The organism is Mesorhizobium sp. RCAM 05099 (assembly GCF_059683685.1).
Genome location: NZ_CM185035.1, coordinates 2,310,856 through 2,327,638 on the forward strand (window position 1 = coordinate 2,310,856; position 16,783 = coordinate 2,327,638).

The 16,783-nt window shown below is 61.2% G+C and carries 18 protein-coding genes and 1 tRNA gene; 7 read left to right on the forward strand and 12 right to left on the reverse strand.

Features of this window, described 5'->3' with window-relative positions:
• Nucleotides 1-157 precede the first annotated feature (157 nt).
• Nucleotides 158-1,030 (forward strand): S1C family serine protease, encoded by an 873-nt coding sequence (locus AC56QQ_RS11355; RefSeq protein WP_497127119.1) that lies wholly within the window; start codon nucleotides 158-160, stop codon nucleotides 1,028-1,030.
• 8 nt (nucleotides 1,031-1,038) lie between these two features.
• Nucleotides 1,039-1,668, forward strand: coding sequence for a helix-turn-helix transcriptional regulator (locus AC56QQ_RS11360; RefSeq protein WP_497127121.1), 630 nt, complete (start codon nucleotides 1,039-1,041; stop codon nucleotides 1,666-1,668).
• Between the two features lie 6 nt (nucleotides 1,669-1,674).
• Here AC56QQ_RS11360 and AC56QQ_RS11365 read toward each other — a convergent pair whose 3' ends face one another.
• Both AC56QQ_RS11365 and AC56QQ_RS11370 read right to left on the reverse strand, forming a co-directional pair.
• Nucleotides 1,675-2,064 (reverse strand): type II toxin-antitoxin system VapC family toxin, encoded by a 390-nt coding sequence (locus AC56QQ_RS11365; RefSeq protein ID WP_497127124.1) that lies wholly within the window; start codon nucleotides 2,062-2,064, stop codon nucleotides 1,675-1,677.
• Nucleotides 2,061-2,327 carry a type II toxin-antitoxin system VapB family antitoxin gene (locus AC56QQ_RS11370; protein ID WP_489862682.1) on the reverse strand — a complete coding sequence of 89 codons (267 nt, stop codon included), beginning with the start codon at nucleotides 2,325-2,327 and terminating at the stop codon, nucleotides 2,061-2,063. The genes AC56QQ_RS11365 and AC56QQ_RS11370 overlap by 4 nt, the downstream gene beginning before the upstream one ends.
• A 180-nt stretch (nucleotides 2,328-2,507) precedes the next feature.
• Between AC56QQ_RS11370 and AC56QQ_RS11375 the strand changes: the two genes are divergently transcribed.
• Entirely contained in the window at nucleotides 2,508-3,374 is an 867-nt protein-coding gene (locus AC56QQ_RS11375; RefSeq protein WP_497127127.1) for an SDR family oxidoreductase, read from the forward strand.
• 108 nt (nucleotides 3,375-3,482) lie between these two features.
• Here AC56QQ_RS11375 and AC56QQ_RS11380 read toward each other — a convergent pair whose 3' ends face one another.
• Together AC56QQ_RS11380 and AC56QQ_RS11385 are read right to left on the reverse strand one after the other, a co-directional pair.
• On the reverse strand, nucleotides 3,483-3,998 hold the full coding sequence (locus AC56QQ_RS11380) for a TIGR00645 family protein (protein WP_091581741.1): 516 nt from the start codon (nucleotides 3,996-3,998) through the stop codon (nucleotides 3,483-3,485).
• A 321-nt stretch (nucleotides 3,999-4,319) separates the two neighbouring features.
• Nucleotides 4,320-6,473 carry an OmpA family protein gene (locus tag AC56QQ_RS11385; RefSeq protein ID WP_497127129.1) on the reverse strand — a complete coding sequence of 718 codons (2,154 nt, stop codon included), beginning with the start codon at nucleotides 6,471-6,473 and terminating at the stop codon, nucleotides 4,320-4,322.
• A 198-nt stretch (nucleotides 6,474-6,671) separates the two neighbouring features.
• On the opposite strand from AC56QQ_RS11385, the gene AC56QQ_RS11390 reads away from it, so the two are divergent.
• Both AC56QQ_RS11390 and AC56QQ_RS11395 read left to right on the forward strand, forming a co-directional pair.
• Nucleotides 6,672-7,118: a YcgN family cysteine cluster protein gene (locus tag AC56QQ_RS11390; RefSeq protein ID WP_497128940.1), complete on the forward strand. Its 447-nt coding sequence runs from the start codon at nucleotides 6,672-6,674 to the stop codon at nucleotides 7,116-7,118.
• A 262-nt stretch (nucleotides 7,119-7,380) separates the two neighbouring features.
• Entirely contained in the window at nucleotides 7,381-7,734 is a 354-nt protein-coding gene (locus AC56QQ_RS11395) for a hypothetical protein (protein WP_497127131.1), read from the forward strand.
• 176 nt (nucleotides 7,735-7,910) lie between these two features.
• On the opposite strand, the gene AC56QQ_RS11400 is transcribed toward AC56QQ_RS11395, so the two are convergent.
• Nucleotides 7,911-8,624, reverse strand: a complete 714-nt coding sequence (locus tag AC56QQ_RS11400; RefSeq protein ID WP_489862678.1) for an SIMPL domain-containing protein — start codon at nucleotides 8,622-8,624, stop codon at nucleotides 7,911-7,913.
• A gap of 134 nt (nucleotides 8,625-8,758) precedes the next feature.
• Between AC56QQ_RS11400 and AC56QQ_RS11405 the strand changes: the two genes are divergently transcribed.
• Nucleotides 8,759-8,834: transfer RNA gene (locus AC56QQ_RS11405), tRNA-Ile, on the forward strand.
• A gap of 21 nt (nucleotides 8,835-8,855) precedes the next feature.
• Here AC56QQ_RS11405 and AC56QQ_RS11410 read toward each other — a convergent pair.
• Complete coding sequence (locus AC56QQ_RS11410; RefSeq protein ID WP_497127134.1) at nucleotides 8,856-10,091, reverse strand: tyrosine-type recombinase/integrase; 1,236 nt, start codon at nucleotides 10,089-10,091, stop codon at nucleotides 8,856-8,858.
• Nucleotides 10,088-10,339, reverse strand: coding sequence for a helix-turn-helix transcriptional regulator (locus AC56QQ_RS11415; RefSeq protein ID WP_497127137.1), 252 nt, complete (start codon nucleotides 10,337-10,339; stop codon nucleotides 10,088-10,090). Before AC56QQ_RS11415 ends, AC56QQ_RS11410 begins: the two co-directional genes overlap by 4 nt.
• Nucleotides 10,340-10,882: 543 nt before the next feature.
• Here AC56QQ_RS11415 and AC56QQ_RS11420 point away from each other — a divergent pair.
• On the forward strand, nucleotides 10,883-12,058 hold the full coding sequence (locus tag AC56QQ_RS11420) for a hypothetical protein (RefSeq protein WP_497127140.1): 1,176 nt from the start codon (nucleotides 10,883-10,885) through the stop codon (nucleotides 12,056-12,058).
• A 243-nt stretch (nucleotides 12,059-12,301) separates the two neighbouring features.
• On the opposite strand, the gene AC56QQ_RS11425 is transcribed toward AC56QQ_RS11420, so the two are convergent.
• From AC56QQ_RS11425 to AC56QQ_RS11445, 5 genes are all read right to left on the reverse strand, one after another.
• Nucleotides 12,302-13,399 (reverse strand): hypothetical protein, encoded by a 1,098-nt coding sequence (locus AC56QQ_RS11425; RefSeq protein WP_497127143.1) that lies wholly within the window; start codon nucleotides 13,397-13,399, stop codon nucleotides 12,302-12,304.
• Between the two features lie 6 nt (nucleotides 13,400-13,405).
• The gene (locus tag AC56QQ_RS11430) at nucleotides 13,406-14,293 is read right to left on the reverse strand and encodes an ATP-binding protein (RefSeq protein WP_497127145.1); all 888 of its coding nucleotides are present in this window, start codon (nucleotides 14,291-14,293) and stop codon (nucleotides 13,406-13,408) included.
• 430 nt (nucleotides 14,294-14,723) lie between these two features.
• Nucleotides 14,724-14,987, reverse strand: a complete 264-nt coding sequence (locus AC56QQ_RS11435) for a conjugal transfer protein TraD (RefSeq protein ID WP_497127148.1) — start codon at nucleotides 14,985-14,987, stop codon at nucleotides 14,724-14,726.
• Nucleotide 14,988: 1 nt separating this feature from the next.
• Nucleotides 14,989-15,315 (reverse strand): conjugal transfer protein TraD, encoded by a 327-nt coding sequence (locus tag AC56QQ_RS11440; RefSeq protein ID WP_497128943.1) that lies wholly within the window; start codon nucleotides 15,313-15,315, stop codon nucleotides 14,989-14,991.
• Between the two features lie 315 nt (nucleotides 15,316-15,630).
• Complete coding sequence (locus tag AC56QQ_RS11445; protein ID WP_497123285.1) at nucleotides 15,631-16,662, reverse strand: IS110 family RNA-guided transposase; 1,032 nt, start codon at nucleotides 16,660-16,662, stop codon at nucleotides 15,631-15,633.
• Nucleotides 16,663-16,783: the final 121 nt, after the last annotated feature.

Consider the following 16,783-nt stretch of genomic DNA (forward strand, 5'->3'; position numbering starts at 1 on the left):
GTGTTTTCAGGCTTGGTCGTGACTATATGTGCGGAGCAGTCCGATCGGCCGCGACCTGACCAGATGGCCAGTCAAACCAGCAACTAGCCGTCAGGCGAGTACCTCTGAACACGCCGCCGAGCGATATCTGGGGCATGACAGAACCCAGGAGACCAATATGAGCGATTTCAATCTGAGCGCATTTTCCGACGCCATCGCCGATCTCGCCGCTCAGGCAGCGCCGGTGACGGCTAGCTTCGCCACGCATCATCACCGCACGGCAAGCGCCTTCCATTGGCGTGACGGCTATTTCGTCACCGCCGAGGAAGCCGTCGAAGCCGGCGAGGAGATCGAACTGACGCTGGCTTCGGGCGAGACGGTGAAGGCCGAGTTGGTCGGCCGCGATCCCTCAACCGGTGTCGCCCTGCTGAAACCCGCCGATGCGGCCACCGCGCCCACGCTCGCCAAGGCGGACGCGGTGCGGCTTGGCAACATCGCCATCGCCATCGGCAACAGCGACGGTTCCGCCCTGGCGGTGTCGGGCTCGGTCGGCGAGGTCGGCCCGGCCTGGCGCTCGATGCGCGGCGGCACCATCGACCGGCGGCTCAATCTTGCCATCGGCGCCGGCGGCCGCTTCGAGGGCGGCCCGGTGCTCGACGCCAAGGGCGCACTGATCGGCATGCTTTTGTTCGGGCCGCGCGGCCGCGCGCTGGTCATGCCCTACGAGACGATCGAGCGGGCGGTGGCAACGCTGCGCGAAAAGGGTCATGTCGCGCGCGGCTATCTCGGCGCCGGCCTGCACCCGGTGCGCGACCGCGATGCGCGCGGTGCGATGGTGATGAGCCTCGACGACGATGGCCCGGCCAAGGCAGCCGGCCTCTCTCTCGGCGACATCATCGTGGCGTGGAACGGCGAGGCCGTGCATGGCCCGCGCGACTTGATCCGCAGGCTCGGGCCCGACAGCGCCGGCACTTCGGTGACGCTTGGCGTGGTGCGCGGCGGTGAACAACGCGATGTTCAACTCACCATCGGCGAAAAGCCGCTTTCCTGAGAGGATTGATGGACAGGCTCGCCAGCGACCGGATCATGGATGACGGCACCGCCTCGCGGCGGCTGGTGGTGCTGATTGCGCTTGGCGACGCGGGCCGCGCCGAGGGCCTGTCCGCCGCTCTTGCTGCCAGCGATGACCTGTTGCCGGTCGTGGCCGGCGCCGCCGACGTCGCCATCGTTGACGACGGGAGCGGTGATGCCATGCCGGTCTCCACGCCACGGGTGCTGTTGTCGGGGCGCGCCAACGTGGAGCGGCCTGCTGGCGAGGTGATGGCCATCCTGCCTGCAGGCGCGGATGATCTGCTGATCGCCGCGGCGGCGCGGCTGGCGGCGGCCGGCTATCGCGTCTCGCGCGATGGCGGAAGCGGGCGCCATGAGGATTTCCATGCCGGCGAGGGCGAGCTGTTCGAGGACGAGACCTCCGACGAACACGCCATGCGACCGACGCTGTCACCGCGCGAGGCGGAAGTGCTGGCGCTGCTGGCCGAAGGCGCGCCCAACAAGGTGATCGCGCGGCGGCTCAACATTTCCGTGCACACGGCAAAGTTCCACGTCGCCGCGATCCTGATCAAGCTCGGTGCCGCCAACCGCACCGACGCGATCGCCATCGCCATGCGGCAGGGCCTGGTGCTGGTCTGATATCGATCACACCGCCGCTTCGATGTCGGTCAGCCGGAAATCGTCGCCCTTGAACAGCAATGGCATGGCTTCAAGACGCGCCGTCGCATAGGCGATGCAGTCGCCGAAGTTCAGCCCTGCCGGATGCCGGCCCTTGCCGTAACGCAGGAAGGCCTGGCGGGCGACGGCGGCGTGGTCGGCGGTGAAGGCGATGGTTTCGATCGAAGCCGCGCGCAGGAAATCGTCAAGGCGATCAAGGATCTCATCCTGCCAGCCGCCAGCGAGCACCATGGTCGTTTCAAGAAGTGTGGGCGCCGCCAGCAATCGCCTTTTTGCCTGTGCGATCGCCAGCACGAAACGCTCATGGCCGGGCTCGGCGCGCAGGACCGCAACCAGGGCCGAGGAATCGATGATCATTTCGTCGGGATTCCGAACTCGTCGTAGCCGAGAATCTCGTCGTCGGTCATGGCGCCTTCACGTTTGGGAACTTTTCCGGCCCTGTCGGAGATCGCCATCAAGCGTTGAAAAAGGTCGCTGGTTTCGTCACGCGGCACCAGCCGCTCGCGCGCTACCTCGCGCGCGAGACTCTGGCGGATCGCCTCCGTCACCGATACGCGGCGACGACGCGCGAGTTCGCGCGCCAGTTGCTCGACTTCCGTGTTCTTGATCGATAGTGCCATTCTATATTCTACCTATTCGTATGGAATATATACCGAGCATCGGGGAAATCCAACAAGGTTCCAAGCGGAGACCCGTACCAGCCTCCGCAGCGTCACCATGGCTTCCCGCCGCAAGCTCTTGTATCCGGCAGCGGCGCGGGCAAGGATCGCGTGAAAGAGGCACAGGGAGGCGGAGGAAAAATGTCGCTCAAGGGAAAGACGCTGTTCATCTCCGGCGGGTCGCGCGGCATCGGGCTGGCGATCGCGCTGCGCGCCGCGCGGGACGGCGCCAATGTGACGATCGCCGCCAAGACCGCCGAGCCGCATCCGAAGCTGCCGGGCACGATCTATACGGCGGCGCAGGAGATCGAGCAGGCCGGCGGCAAGGCGCTGCCGGTGCTGTGCGACATCCGCGAGGAGGCACAGGTCGCCGAAGCGGTTTCAAGGACCGTCGAAAAATTCGGCGGCATCGACATCTGCGTCAACAATGCCAGCGCCATCCAGCTTACCGGCACGCTGGAGACCGACATGAAGCGCTATGATTTGATGCACCAGATCAACACGCGCGGCACGTTCCTGGTGTCTAAAATGTGCATTCCGCACCTGAAGTTGGCAAAGAATCCTCACATCCTGAATCTGGCGCCGCCGCTCGACATGAAGGCCAAGTGGTTCAAGAACCACGTTGCCTACACCATGGCCAAGTTCGGCATGTCGATGTGCACGCTGGGCATGAGCGCGGAGTTCGCCAAGGACGGTATCGCGGTCAATTCGCTGTGGCCGATTTCGACCATCGACACGGCGGCGGTACGCAATCTGCTGGGTGGCGCGACGGTCGCGGCGATGAGCCGTTCACCCGACATCATGGCCGACGCCGCGCATGCCATCTTCATGCGGCCGTCGCGCGAAACGACCGGCAATTTCTACATCGACGAGGAGGTGCTGCGCGCCGAGGGCCTCACGGATTTTTCGATCTATGCGCCGGGCGCGACTGGGCCGCTGGCCGGTGACTTTTTCGTGCCGGACGAGGTGTTCGCCCGGACGGACAGCAAGATCAAGAGCATTTATTAAAGGCAGGCCGGCTTGCCGCCTGCAAGTCGCCGGGCCGAGGGAAAGCCTTGCTCATAGAAGGCGATAGGGCGTCGATCCTGCAGGAATGATTCAACATCCGGCAGGCGCTCAGCCCTCGTCCTTCTTGGCCTTGCCCAGGCCCATCAGCCGGTCGATATAGGCGAGCATCAGCGCCGAGACGACGAAGGTGAGGTGGATGATGGTCAGCCACATCAGCTGGTCGGTCGTATAGGAGACCGAGTTCAGGAACACCTGCAGCAAATGGATCGACGAGATCGCCACGATGGTCGAGGCGACCTTGACCTTCAGCGAGCCGACGTCGATCGTGCCCAGCCAGTGGACCTTGCCGTCATTCTCGTCGAAACGGCTGACGAAATTCTCGTAGCCCGAGATGATGACCATCACCACCAGCGAAGCGACCAGTGCGGCATCGATCAGGCCGAGCATCTTCAGGATGGTGTCGGTGTCGCCGAGCGTGAAGGCCACGGTGACGAACTCATAGAGCTTCTTGCCGAACGACAGCGCGTAGATCGCCAACGCCACGCCAAGACCGAGATAGAAGACGACCAGCAGCCAGCGCGAGGCAAGAATGATCGATTCGATGGCCAGTTCGAGACGCTTCATGAGTGATTCCGGTCGACTTTCCCCAGGGGTGCGGGCCGTATTTCGGTCAGGTCGCCCCTGTTTGCAAGACAAAGTTTGCCAGGCAAAAAAGCCCCGCCGGAGAGGGACCGGCGGGGCTCAATGCGTCCCGCTGGAGTCGGGACGGGGCAGGGAACGCCCAGTCCTGAATCTGGGGTAGGCAAGTCCGCGATTCAATGCCCGGATACAATTCCTGTTGAACCGCGGATTGCGTTCGTAGTCCTGTCCATCCCGGCGAGCCGGGATGGACTTTTCTCTGGTGGTCTGATTCCAGAAGCTCCTTCAAGCCTTTGGAAAAACGCCCTAATTGTTGCTGGCGACAGGCGCCACCAGCGAGGTGATGCGGCGGATGGCGACGCGCCGGTTCTCACGGTTTGGCGCTGGCGTGTTGACCTTCAGATATTCCTCGCCATAGCCCTGTGTCGTCAGGTTCTCCGGCGGGATGCCGAAGGCGTTGGTGAGCGCCTCCGCCACCGCTTCGGCGCGACGGTCGGACAGAGCAAGATTCGCCTCCGGCGTGCCGACGGCGTCGGTGTGGCCTTCGATCAGGAAGGTCTCGGCCGGATTTTTCTTCAACAGCTTGTCCATGGCGCTGGCAACACCTTCGAGCTTCTGCACTTCGGTGTCGGAGATCGAGGACGAACCGAACTCGAAGTTCAGCGTGTCGAGATCCACGCGGCGCGCGATGTCGCGAACGCGGGCCGAACGCTTGACCTCGTCGATCGAGTAGAGACGCTGGACCCTCTCGACCGGAGGCTGGTCGAGGAAGGTGTAGTAGTCGTCCGGGCTCTCGACGTCCTCGGAATTGAGGATGTAGTCACGGCGTGGGATGGTCAGCCGCATCGGCGGCAGATCGTCGCCGGGATCGCGCCAGTCGCCATCATCCTGATAGCTCCGCTCGTCGACATAGCTCAGCACATATTCGCGGCCATCGGGCGTGATGCGCGAACGCTGGATAACGTCGCCGTAACGGTTGCGGATGGTGACGATCCGCACGCCATTGCCGCGCTCGACGGTCTCGCGCGTCCGGCCCTGCGGCAGATCCTCGTAATAGACATCCTTGGCGCCGCGGTTCATGCGCGGGGCATCGTTGCTCTGTACCATCGTCTGGCCGCCGAGCTGGATGATGACGCGGTCGCCGATCTCCTTCAGCACGTCGACGCCCTTTGGGCGGCGGCGGTCGCGGATGTTCTCGTCGGGCGCGCGATCGAGGCGCGTGCCCTTTTCCTCCGTCACCGGGACGATCTTCTCAGGCTTGATCTCCTGCTGAGCGGCCTTGTCGTCGGCTGGCGGCGGTCCCTGGTCGACGGGAGCGACCGCCGGCTTGCGGCCCTGAGTGCCACCTTGCTGGGCGTCCTGCCCGCCATTCTGCTGCTCGCCATTCTGCTGGGCGTTCTGCTTCCTGCCGCCCTTACGCACGGCATCCTTCTGGCTGTCCAGAATGGGGGCCGCATTGGGATCGGCGGGTGCTTCGCCCTGCACGGGGTTTTCACCCTGGACAGGTGCTGCCTTGTCGCCACTGGCCGGTTGCCTGCCGATGGCTGGCTGTTCTCCGGTTACCGGCTTCTCACCAATGGCGGGTTGCTCACCTGTGGCGGGCTGTTCACCCGTGGCCGGCTGCTCGCCAACCGGTTTCTTGCCGTGCTTCTTTCTCTTGTCCTGCGGCTGGTCACTCTGGAGCGCGGGCTGTTCGCCGGCAGGAGCCGGTTCGACCTTGGGCGTGGCTTCCCCGGCAGGAGCTGCCTTCTGGGTCGGCGTCGGCGCGACGGCCGGTTCGGCCGGCTGGGTCTGCTGGTCCTGCTTGCGCTTCTTGCGCGGATTGGCCTGATCGGCCGGCTGGTTGTCGTTGGCGGGCGCCACCTGGCCGGCGGGGACCTGTCCGGCCGGAGCGGTTTCGATCTGCTGTTGCTGATCGCGCTTCTTCTTGCGCGGCTTCAACTGCTGTTCATCGACAGCGGGAGCAGCCTGTTGCGCTGGCGCTGCTTCGGCTGGCGCCTGCTCGGTCTGCTGCTGCTGGTCACGCTTCTTCTTGCGCGGCTGCTGTTGTTCGGCGGCCGGAGCGGCCTGTTCGGCAGGCGCGGCTTCGATCTGCTGCTGCTGATCGCGCTTCTTCCTGCGTGGCTGCTGCTCGGGCTGCGCCTGCTGATCGGCGGGTGCCTGCTCGGTCTGCTGCTGCTGGTCACGCTTCTTGCGCGGGGGCTGCTCGCCTTGCGCGGGCTGCTCCGCCTGGGCGGGCTGGGCCTGTTCCTGCTTTTTCTTTGGGCCTCTTTGCTTCAGCGCACAGGCTTCGGCTGATTCGCCCTCGGCGCAGGCGGCCTGCGCCAAAATGAAGGGGGCTGACGTTCGCTGGGCCGGGCCGAATGCGGCATTGCCTTGCAGCGGGTACGCGCCCAACGGCGCGGATGCCATCAACAGGCCAAGTGCGGTGCCTGCCAGAATCCGTGGTTGGCGTTTCATCGAGAATTCTCCTTGTGGGGTCCCATCCTTGCCGTAACCGATCTTGCGCCGATTGGTTCCGGTTGCGCCGGGATTAGAGGCCGTACAGGGCGATTGGCCGGCCTTTTGAAGGCAACTTCGTGTCATTTGGCTGGCGACCGCCGCATTCTGGCTGTTGCGGCGCTTGACCTTGCCGGCGGCCGGGGCCACATCCCGGAAATGGAAACACCCTTCTGGAAGACCAAGACGCTGGAGGCGATGAGCCCGGCCGAGTGGGAGTCGCTGTGCGACGGCTGCGGCAAATGCTGCCTGTCGAAGCTCGAGGACGAGGATACCGGCGAAATCTACTGGACCAGCGTCGGTTGCCGGTTGTTCGACGCGCAGACCTGTCGCTGCTCGGACTATGCCAACCGGCTGGCGCGCGTTAGCGACTGCGTCGGGCTGACGCCGCGCAATGTCCGCACCATCAGCTGGCTGCCCAGCACCTGTGCCTACCGGCTGGTGGCCGAGGGCCGCGATCTCTACTGGTGGCACCGGCTGGTGTCGGGTAGTGCCGAGACCGTGCATGAGGCCGGCATCTCGATGCGCGGCCGGGTCAAGGCGAACGAGACCGACCTTGCCGAGCCGGAAGATTATTTCGACTATATGCTGGACGAGGAACCCTAGGGCCGGCGTTTAGACGATTGGCCTGCTCGTGCGCCATCGACGCAGGAGACCGTCGCAAGTCGGGAACCGGCGCGAGAAAAAAGCGTTGGGGGCCATTGTTCGAAAACCGGCGAAGATTGAGAAGCGGCCAGCAATTTCCCTTTTCCCGCCACATGAACCGCGGATGAACGGCGAGTTCGTAAATGGTTCAGACAGGCTGGTGCATTCTCCCCCCATCGATTTCACGAGGACGGGCGAAAGCCCGCAACAAGGAGAGAAGACCATGTTCAATACGATAAAGACGGCGGCCCTCTCGGCCCTGATCGGCCTCGGCACGCTGGCGGCCATGCCCGCCCATGCCGACAGCCTCTATCTCGGCTTCGGCAACAACAACGACCCACGGTTCGGCGTCTATGCCGGTGATGATGGCTACCGCCATCGCCGTGACGAACGCCGTGACTGGCGCCGTGGCTGTTCGCCGGAGCGCGCCCTCGACAAGGCCGAGCGCATGGGCCTCCACCGGGCCCGCATCGTCGACGTGAGCCGCCGCACGGTCAAGGTGATGGGCCGCCAGGATGGCGACCGCGTCGTCATCGTGTTCGCCAACGAGCGTGGCTGCCCGGTTATTTATCGCTGAGGGCAGGTTCGGCATGATCCTCTGCGAGGATCAGCCCGGACTAGCGGAGCCCCTTTCCACTTGAAGGGTGTGGCTCGAAAAAACCCCGCGGGAGCAATCCCGCGGGGTTTTTCATGCACATTGGCCGATGCCCTCCCGTGGCCAAACGAAGCCCGGCCACGGGTCGGCAGAGCGGGTTATTTCAGTTCGAAGGTGACGGTGACCTGGACGTTGTAGGAGTTCTCGCCGGCCTGTACCGGAACCGGGGCGCCGGCCGCGGCATCGAAGGCCTTGGCGTTGATCGGCATCGGCGACGGCGCGATGTTCTGGTCGGTGATTTCGAGCACCCGGCCGAGGCTGACGCCGGCGGCTTCGGCCAGCGTCTTGGCCTTGGCCATGGCGTTGGCGACCGCCTTCTTGCGGGCCTCGGTGACGGTGGCCGCCGGGTCGTCATTGGTGAAGGCGATGCCGCCGCCCTGGTTGACGCCGAGCGATACCGCCTTGTCGAGAATCTCGCCGGTCTTGTCGACGTCGCGCACGCGCACCGAAAGCGTGTTGGTCACCTGATAGGCGACGAGTTCGGCTTCCTGGCTGCCGTCCGGCTTGTTGGTGTAGTTGTAGCGCGGATTGATCTGGATGCCGGCGGTCTGCAGGTCGCGGTCCTTGATGCCGGCCGACTTCATCGCCGCGATCACGGCGGCCATGGCGTCGTTGTTGGCGTCGAGCGCGGCGCGCGCCGTCTTGGCTTCGCGCATGACGCTGAGCGTCAAGACCGCCAGATCGGGGGCCACGGTTGCTTCGCCTTCGCCGCTGACAACGATGCGGGGCGGCGTCGGCAAGTCGGCGGCTCCAGCCATCGCCGGAAAAGCGATCGCGGCGGCGAGCGCGAGGGGCAAAAGGTGTCTGGTCATGAAAATCTCCTTGGTCGGCGATCAAGTCGCACGGCTCGCGTAGAGCGCGATTATGGGTTGATTTGGGCGATCTCGGAAAGCCCGTCGGGAAAGCCTTGTGCCGCGATGCGAAAAACATTAATCCAGCCCGCGTGGGGCCTGTAGCTCAATGGTTAGAGCCGGCGGCTCATAACCGCTTGGTTGGGGGTTCGAGTCCCTCCGGGCCCACCATTGGCTTTCGCTGCCGTTGATTTAATTGGGTTTTTTGTACTTTTTTGTCCCACTCTCTTCCACCCCCTCCAAAAGTGGGACATTTTCGTTCTCGTTTCGATCGAATACCAGAAGCGTCCGGGCAGACTGCGCCACTATCCGGCGGCGTGCCTTGCGGATATAATGATCGGGCTGCTGATATGTAGTCCAGCCGTAAATCGCCTTCAGCTGTTCATGCGTGGCACCGTTTTCTGCGGCAACGGTGGCGCCCGCCTTGCGGACCCCGTGGGCGCTGCAGCCCGGGAGCCCCGCTTCGTCGCACCATTGGCGCATCTTGTTACCAAGGCCGTTTTCCGTGAAAGGCCGACGATACTCGGTGACGAGGAATGTCAGGTTTCCGGCCGGGGCGAAGGAAAGCTCCTCCTCGAGCTCTGGGAGCAGAGGCAGTTCGACGACAATCGCTTCCTTGCGCACCTTGCTCTTGTCGGTCTTGCCAGGCTTGATCCTGATCCACTTCTCCCAAGTCCCGGTATCCTTGTTGCGAACCTGCGTAATGTGTTGTCTGCCGAAGATTGCTGCATCGGACAGTCGCAAACCTGTGAACATAAAAATCGCCAGCGCCATACGAGCCATGGTGCCGCGCGCATGCCGTTTCTCATACTGTACGATCTCCGACACTTCCCAAGTGTGGAAACCTTCACCATTGCCCGAAGTCAGGCGCTTTATTCCGTTTGCCGGATTGACCTCGACCATCTCGGCATCCTTGGCCCAAGCGAACATTGCGCTAATGGCTTTTGTAATATTGTTGGCTGCCCCCGGAGCGTCTGACCGGGTGTCACGGAGCTCCTTGACGTGAGCCCGCTTCATGGCCGCGAACGGTAATGAACCCTTCGTCGAGAAGTCCGGATTGACTGGTCCGCTCAGCGGGTGAGGCAGTTTGCAAACGCCTTCGAGTATTGTCCGTCGTCGAAGCATCGTGCCTTCGCCGACCTCTGCGCCACCGCGCCGGAAATACTCCTGGCATAGCCACGTCAGGCTGCCCCGCGGGGCCACTGGCTTCACTACAGGCCTGACCACGTAATGAGCCGAAGCATAAGGAACGCCATCTCGCGCGCAGCGCACTTCTTCATGGAACTCGGCTGAACCTGGCTTTTCTCGCAGACGGATCTTTTTTCTACCCGGTGCGCGGAAGTACAGCCGGATATTGCCGTGCCGATCCCTGTCTTCGACAACGCCTTTCAGATTGAATTTCACCATGGTGCTCGCCACGTCCATCATCTGCGATCCCAAGGATTATCGCTGGAGGACACGCCGTCAAGTTTGCTGTTGCGGTGTGGTAGCCGCCCGAATGCCTCTGCCAGTTCCTCCACGTCCCAGACATAGCGCTCTTTGCTGGGCATCCGCGGTTGTGGCATACGGCCATCCGCGACCATCTGGTCGAACGTCGTTGGACTGACGCCGATCGCTACCGCTGCCTGTTCTCGATTAATACCCAACAGGAGGAGCCCGCCAAGTGCCCGTTTCATTGCTTTTCTCGCTGCACATCGCCTCGCGGGCTGAGTTCCGCGACAGTGGAGCATTCGCCTAAGAAGCAATCACGCTACCCTTTCCTTGGAATGCCCGGAATGGACGTGTCCGGCCAATGCGGCAAACGGCGGTAACAGCGTGAAAATAGGATAGTAGACCGCGGCTGCGGGGATTCGAGTCGGGAAACCGCTACGTCGTGAGAGCCGCTATCGAGGAGGCGTTTGCTATCGTCGGCATGCGGCATGACAGCAAGTCGGAGCCATTGTCTGGGGTGATAATTGATGGGAAGAAGATCAGTAATATCAAATAGTTAGGTTGGGTGGTGTGCAAAAATCGCACACGAAAGTTCTGTTTCGTTCCGACGATGGAGCCGCCGACAGCCCTTTTGGGACGCTCTTGGAGCCGAGACCTTCAGCCCCAAATCACACTCTGAATGAGGCATCTATCGATCCCATCCACAGAGATTGGTCTGCGCCAGCTCAAAACGCAGAGGCTGAGGAGGGAAAACAGGCTAGGCTGTTGCGGCCAGAAATGAGAACAGCATGACTGACTTTGGAAAACCTCCCGCAGGAATCCGCAAAGAGGAACACAAACATCTTTATGCGAGCATGATCCGCGCCCCGCTGATCCAGGCCGATATGGTCTCTCCTTCCATCGAGGGGTATTTCCGAATTCCGGCGGTATGGATCGGCGAGGCTCCCGCGCCTGAAACAGTACGAAAACTCAACCCGGCTGTTCACCACGCGATCGCGTATCAGCACAAGCTCGATTGCGGAATTGAGGTCAGAGTTCAGCGTGACGGGCTCTTCCTCTTTGATTTCCGCAACTGGGCACCCGCGCCCCAGATAATCATCCCAGGATATACGAAGCCTAATCCCAATGGGCCGTACAGTGTTCCTCAGGCCCATACCAAAGCCGAGGAAAAGGCTGAGGAGTATGCAATTGTGCGCGCCCAGCTAATGAACGCACATCAAGCTTGCCTGGCGACGGCGGAGAGCGTTGTTATGCGGCGTGGCGCGGCCATGGGCTTCCCGGTCACCGCATGGAATACGCACAAGGCCATCAGTTTTCAGACAAAGCCATCTTATCACGACGACACCGAAGATATTCACGCGTTGGCCCGGAATGTTTTAAATAACAAGGATGGCGTCAACCGTGAACATGCGCTTCAGCGGCGCGCCTTGGAGCTATCTGTTGTAGAGGAATCGTTTCGGCTACTGGATCTCATCCTCCGGGACCCAGGCAGTCGGGCGATACAGATCGTGGAGAGCGCCTACATCGCAGCGTGTCGCAACGCGGAAAAGCGCTTCGGCGAGGCTGTGGTAATTTCATGGTGCGTGTGTGAACAATTGATCTCCGTTGCCTGGAAACGTCATCTCGATTCAAAACGTACCGAGCCAGGACGCATTACGAAGGACCGTGAAGAAAAACTGACGGGACGCGATTATACGGCTTCGGTAAGGGTGGAGATGCTCGAACTGTCGGGCATCATTGACCACGGGCAGTATCGCCGGCTGGAAATCGCGCGCAAGGCACGCAACAAATGGGCACATGAAATGCGAGTGCCCAAGCAGAGCGAAGTGAGCGTTTGCATCCAAGCCATCGAGATCCTGCTTTTACAGGTTGAGGGATTTCCTCTGCGTCTCCAGCTGGGAGGCCGAGGTGGGGTTCCGGAATGGCCCGTTTGGATGGCAGGTGTGGTTCAGAGTATCGGATGACAGGCGTTGCCGTGTGAGGTTTCGCTGATCGCAAGATGTGCGGGGTAGTACCCATTCTGGATACATCCGCAGGTTCAAGGGACTGGAAGGACCTGCAATCGTTGCTGTTCTTCCCGACGGTGACCCCCACTAAGGTCGAAATGGCCTATGTGGCACTCTCACGAGGTCGCTACTATCCCGCTGTCGTCTCATCGGCTCCCGAGTTCGTTTGGCTGAAAATGAGGCGCCAGAACTCCTGAAGACCTATGCCGCCTTTGACTCGCCTGCATCCTCGACAGCGTCCGAGGTGGTTTTCATGATCGACGACTTGAGCAGCCTTATCTTTTCTTCAATCTCCGAGTCTTTGACCTCGATCTGCAGCTTGTCGGAGATAAAATGCAGTCGTGCCTCGCATTCCCGCACGACCTCGCCCCACGTCTTCACCCACACTTTGTGTGTGGGCTTTTCGAGTAAGAGCCCCACGGGACGACCGCTCTGGGTTATACGCTCACCAACCGTCTCGTCGTACTCACCGGTGACGAGGTAAAAATTCCAGAACGTATCCGTGGCGGTAAAATCAGGTTGTGTGCGGATCGCGTTGACATACTTCTCCAGCTGATCCGTCTCTTTTGTTCCGATGGCCAGGCTCGGCCGCTTGAGTTCGATCAGCAGGAATTCCCGCCGCAGGTGATTTTGGCTGGGAACCTCGCGCCCCACGAAGACGTCAGCGCGTCCTATCTTTCCGACGGAAGTCACGACCTTATGTCGTGTCTTTTGACCACTTACCTCGGCAGACACACGCTCCATGATGCGTGACAGTCCGGCTTCGGGAAGCGTGATGTGAAAATTCTCGCCGAACATCCATGTGTTGCTCTGGACCAGAACGTCCAATTCGCCACGCTCCTTGATCGATGTACGATGCTTGGGGCTAAACACCATTCCTTTCAAGACCTCAAGCGCGACGATCCGATCGGAGATCAGAGTCGAAGCTGAGATGATGTTGCCGAGGTTCGTCCGATAGAGGAGGTTGGAAAACTCATCCTGCCGATTCTTCGGCAGATTGAAAACATGATGCAGAATATGGTGGATGGCCTCCGGATTGTGCCGCACCGCCTCACGCAGCAACCCCAAAGTGATCTTCTTCAGCGGATCATCGGCCCGCTTGAAGTCGCGCGAGTAGGACGAAACCGCGTGAGTGGCGATGTCGAACACCTGCCGTTCGCGGATCTCGACGTCTGATTTCGGTTCACCTTCGTATGGATAGACCCCAGCATCCTTCAGGTCCTGAATCAGTCCGCCAGAACGCTCCGCCTGCCGCGCCCGAAAGTAGTCCCCAAGGGTATCGCGGATATGCTCCAGCACCCGCAGCTAGTCGACGTCGTTCAGATCATCGAATTCCAGCAGATTGGCGTCAGCCATCTCTTGAAAGAAGGGCGCATAAGCGTATGCCGAAAACTCGAAATCCGGTGCTGTCACGCTGGCCGCTATTGACCCAAGCACTACGCCGGCCTCCCCGCCGAGATGGATTTTCCTGCCACCCATGCTGTGTTTCCATTCGATAACCCGTAGGACCAGATTCTCGACTTTCCGGTTGGGGCAGATGACCGATACTGGCTCAAACTCTTTCTGGTTCGCGATTGACGAGGTAGGGTCGAGTTCGTGCCCGTCGAACACAATTTTCGCGTCGGGGTATTGCAGTGCGTAAGGAGCAAAAATCGCCGCGAAGTCTGAGCGGGCTTCTTCACTGCTCAGCCACTCGAGCCCGTCTCTCAGCGGATACAGTTCAACGAGAGTGCCAGGCACCGCGTCAGACGAGTCAATGCTCGCATCCTCTACCTCCGACTTGTGCAGAGAACTCCCGTTGATTGATATTATCAACTTGGCGAGGCGTTCTGGAGTCGCATACAGCGATGTCCATTTCGCCCGCTCCGCGAGGGAGAAGAAGCGCAACCGGCCCTGACCTTCCTTGCCGTGAAGAATACGACTCTTCTCCGTGCGCAGCTGCTTGCGTTTCCACGAAGCGCCGAGATTCTCGAAATCCGCCAGTGCGTGCTGCCTCGATATGCCGACACCGTTGTCGCGTATCGCTATCTCTTGAAGGCCTCCAAGCGGATTCCTTCTAAGTTCGACGACAACCTCGGACGCATCCGCATCAAGGGCGTTCCACACAAATTCAGCGATCGCCTTAATGGGATCACGGACCGTCGCAATCTTCTGCAACGCATCGTGTTGTGCTTTGAGTTCAAGAGTCGTCATAGTTCCAGACGCTACATGATTTTCTTTGTACGGTCCATGTTCACGTCTTGTTCGCAACAATAATTATGGAATAATACTAACTGCCGTGCTTTGTTGGTGCTGCCGAACCGCAAAGGGCGCGTTTCGACCCAGGCAGGTGACGATCCTGACGGGCGATGCAGGGATTGAACCTGCGACACCACCCGTTGCGTTGATGACTCGTTCCGTTTCCGAATGGATTGGCAAGTCTGACGACCACCGAGCGCGCGGCAAGGTTCACCAACGGGTGAAGGACCGCAGAACACTCTCTCTGCCACCTGTGCGGCACCGAAATCCAGCGAAGGGTGCGCTGTCTCGTCGGCGCGAGATCACATGTGTTGACCCCGCTGTCAGTGTGAATGCCCAATTTCGCACTGAACGGTTGTTGGCTGTAACCAGGTAGTGCAAAGCATCACCGCCGCTGGCCGATCACCGCTTGTTCGCTGGTCTCATTATGCCGTTCCGCATCGAATGCCTGGTCTCCCTTCGCGGTCCAAAGGCCTCGCGCATGCTCACCTTCATCGCTCTGCAGCTTGGCAGCGATCCAAATCATGGCGCCGTAGATGGTGGCGCGATCGTCATTGGTCAGCTCGACGATGCCTGCCTTGACGACGAGCCCGCCGAGTTCGATCAGATGTCGGGTGCGCTTGCGGCGCTCGATCTGCCACGTGCGCATATCATGCCGAGCCCGTGCCGCTTGCCGGCGATTGTGGGCTGCCCGGTAGAGCCGAAGAGCTGCGAGGGTTGCGCTGAGGTGCCGGAGCAGCTCGCCGGGACCGGCTCGCGAAAAACATCACTCCACGCTTGGCCCATGCCTCACGCTTCGCGGTGTCTTTCGTCTCGGCAATTGCGACCAGTGCGCCGGCCAGTTCGTCGGTGCTGAGTGCATCGGCGCCGGTGGCGATCACCAGCTCGCCAAGTTGCTGAACCTTCCGAGTTTTGAGCTCTCGCGCCTTGTCTTCCAGCGCCTTCAGTTCGGCGTCGAAGTCTCGTGGTTGTCTAATCGCTCTCATCTGGTCAACTCCATTTCTAGTCGGGCGATGGATTGCACCGCCGCAGGTTGGAACGAAGAATGGGCATGCCCGCAGTGGCCGCTTTCGCGCGAGTCATAGGCGAGTGCCGGGAGCAGGGTTGTCTCCGCGATCGGCATTTGGCCGTCGCATTATGGGTCTTCGCAGGCGAGGCCTTCCTGTGTTTGCGCCGCAGTCTCCGGAGAGCTGCAATCACGAGAACGGAATGGTCTGACCCACGTCCCGGCAGGGACGCCTCGGCGCGCTAGAATGACGACGCGCTGAGAGTGTAGAGCTGGGTTGCCTAGGCTAGGCGCTGGCCCCAGCCGATCGGTTGAAAGCTTCTCCTGACTTAAGCATCGCGTGCATGATGACTGACAGTTTACGCGCCACCGCGATCGCTGCGCGCTTGAAGCCCAGGCGCTCACGTAGCTGGAGTCCCCAGGTCTTGAGGCTGCTCTCGTTCTTGGCGCCGGTTCGGGTGAGGATCACCAGCGCTGCTTCATAGAGCAAGCTGCGCAGGCGTTTGTCACCTCGTCGTGAGATGTGGCCGTCATAGTCGACCTCACCGGACTGGTAACGCCGTGTGGTCAGGCCCAGCCAAGCGCCCACCGCGCGTGACTTGCGGAAATTGTCGGGGTCCTCAATCGCTGCGACATAGGAAATAGCCGTCACCGCACCAATGCCGGGGACGGTCATCAGCAACTGAGCCCGCTGACTTTTGCGCACCGTCGCAAGTAGCTGACGATCGAGATCGGCCGCGCGCTTGCGAACGTCGCGCCAGGCTTCGAGCAGCGGCAGCATGATCCGAGCCAGACCTTCTTCGCCGTCCAGAAGGTTCCGGACATTGTTTTCGAACGCGCCTCCTTTGCCCCGCGGAACGATGAGCCCAAACGTCTTCATTGTTCCGCGTATCTGGTTGCCAAGTTGCGTCGAGATGAGGATGAATTGATTGCGTGCCGCCACCAGCGTGCGGATCAACATCGTGTCGTACGACTTGACTCGGACCGCTTTGAAGAAGCCCGCTTCGGCAAGCCGGGCTAACCCATCCGCGTCATTGGCATCGGTCTTGTTGAGCGTTTCGCTCAGCACCTTCTGCGCATGGCGCGCTTCGATGCAGATCGCAGGCAGACCTTTAGCCGCCAACGTGTGATAGAACCAAGTTGCCAATGGCCCAGTCTCGAAGACGACGCGGCTGGCGTGCGGTGCATGCTTGCGGATCACTTGCGCCAGTATCTGAGGGTCAGAAGGACATTTTCCACGCCAAATCCGCTCACCATCCTGGCGGATCGAAATTGCGGTGTCCTTCAAGGAAACATCAAGGCCGACATACTGCTCCATGGTTGCTCTCCGTCCGATATTTGGGCCCGGCGCCAATCGTGAGCCCGCTTCCGATTCTATCGAGGAGCAACCGCCTTCACCATCCGCCGTCCCGACGGAATAGATCGTGAGTCGCGCCGCG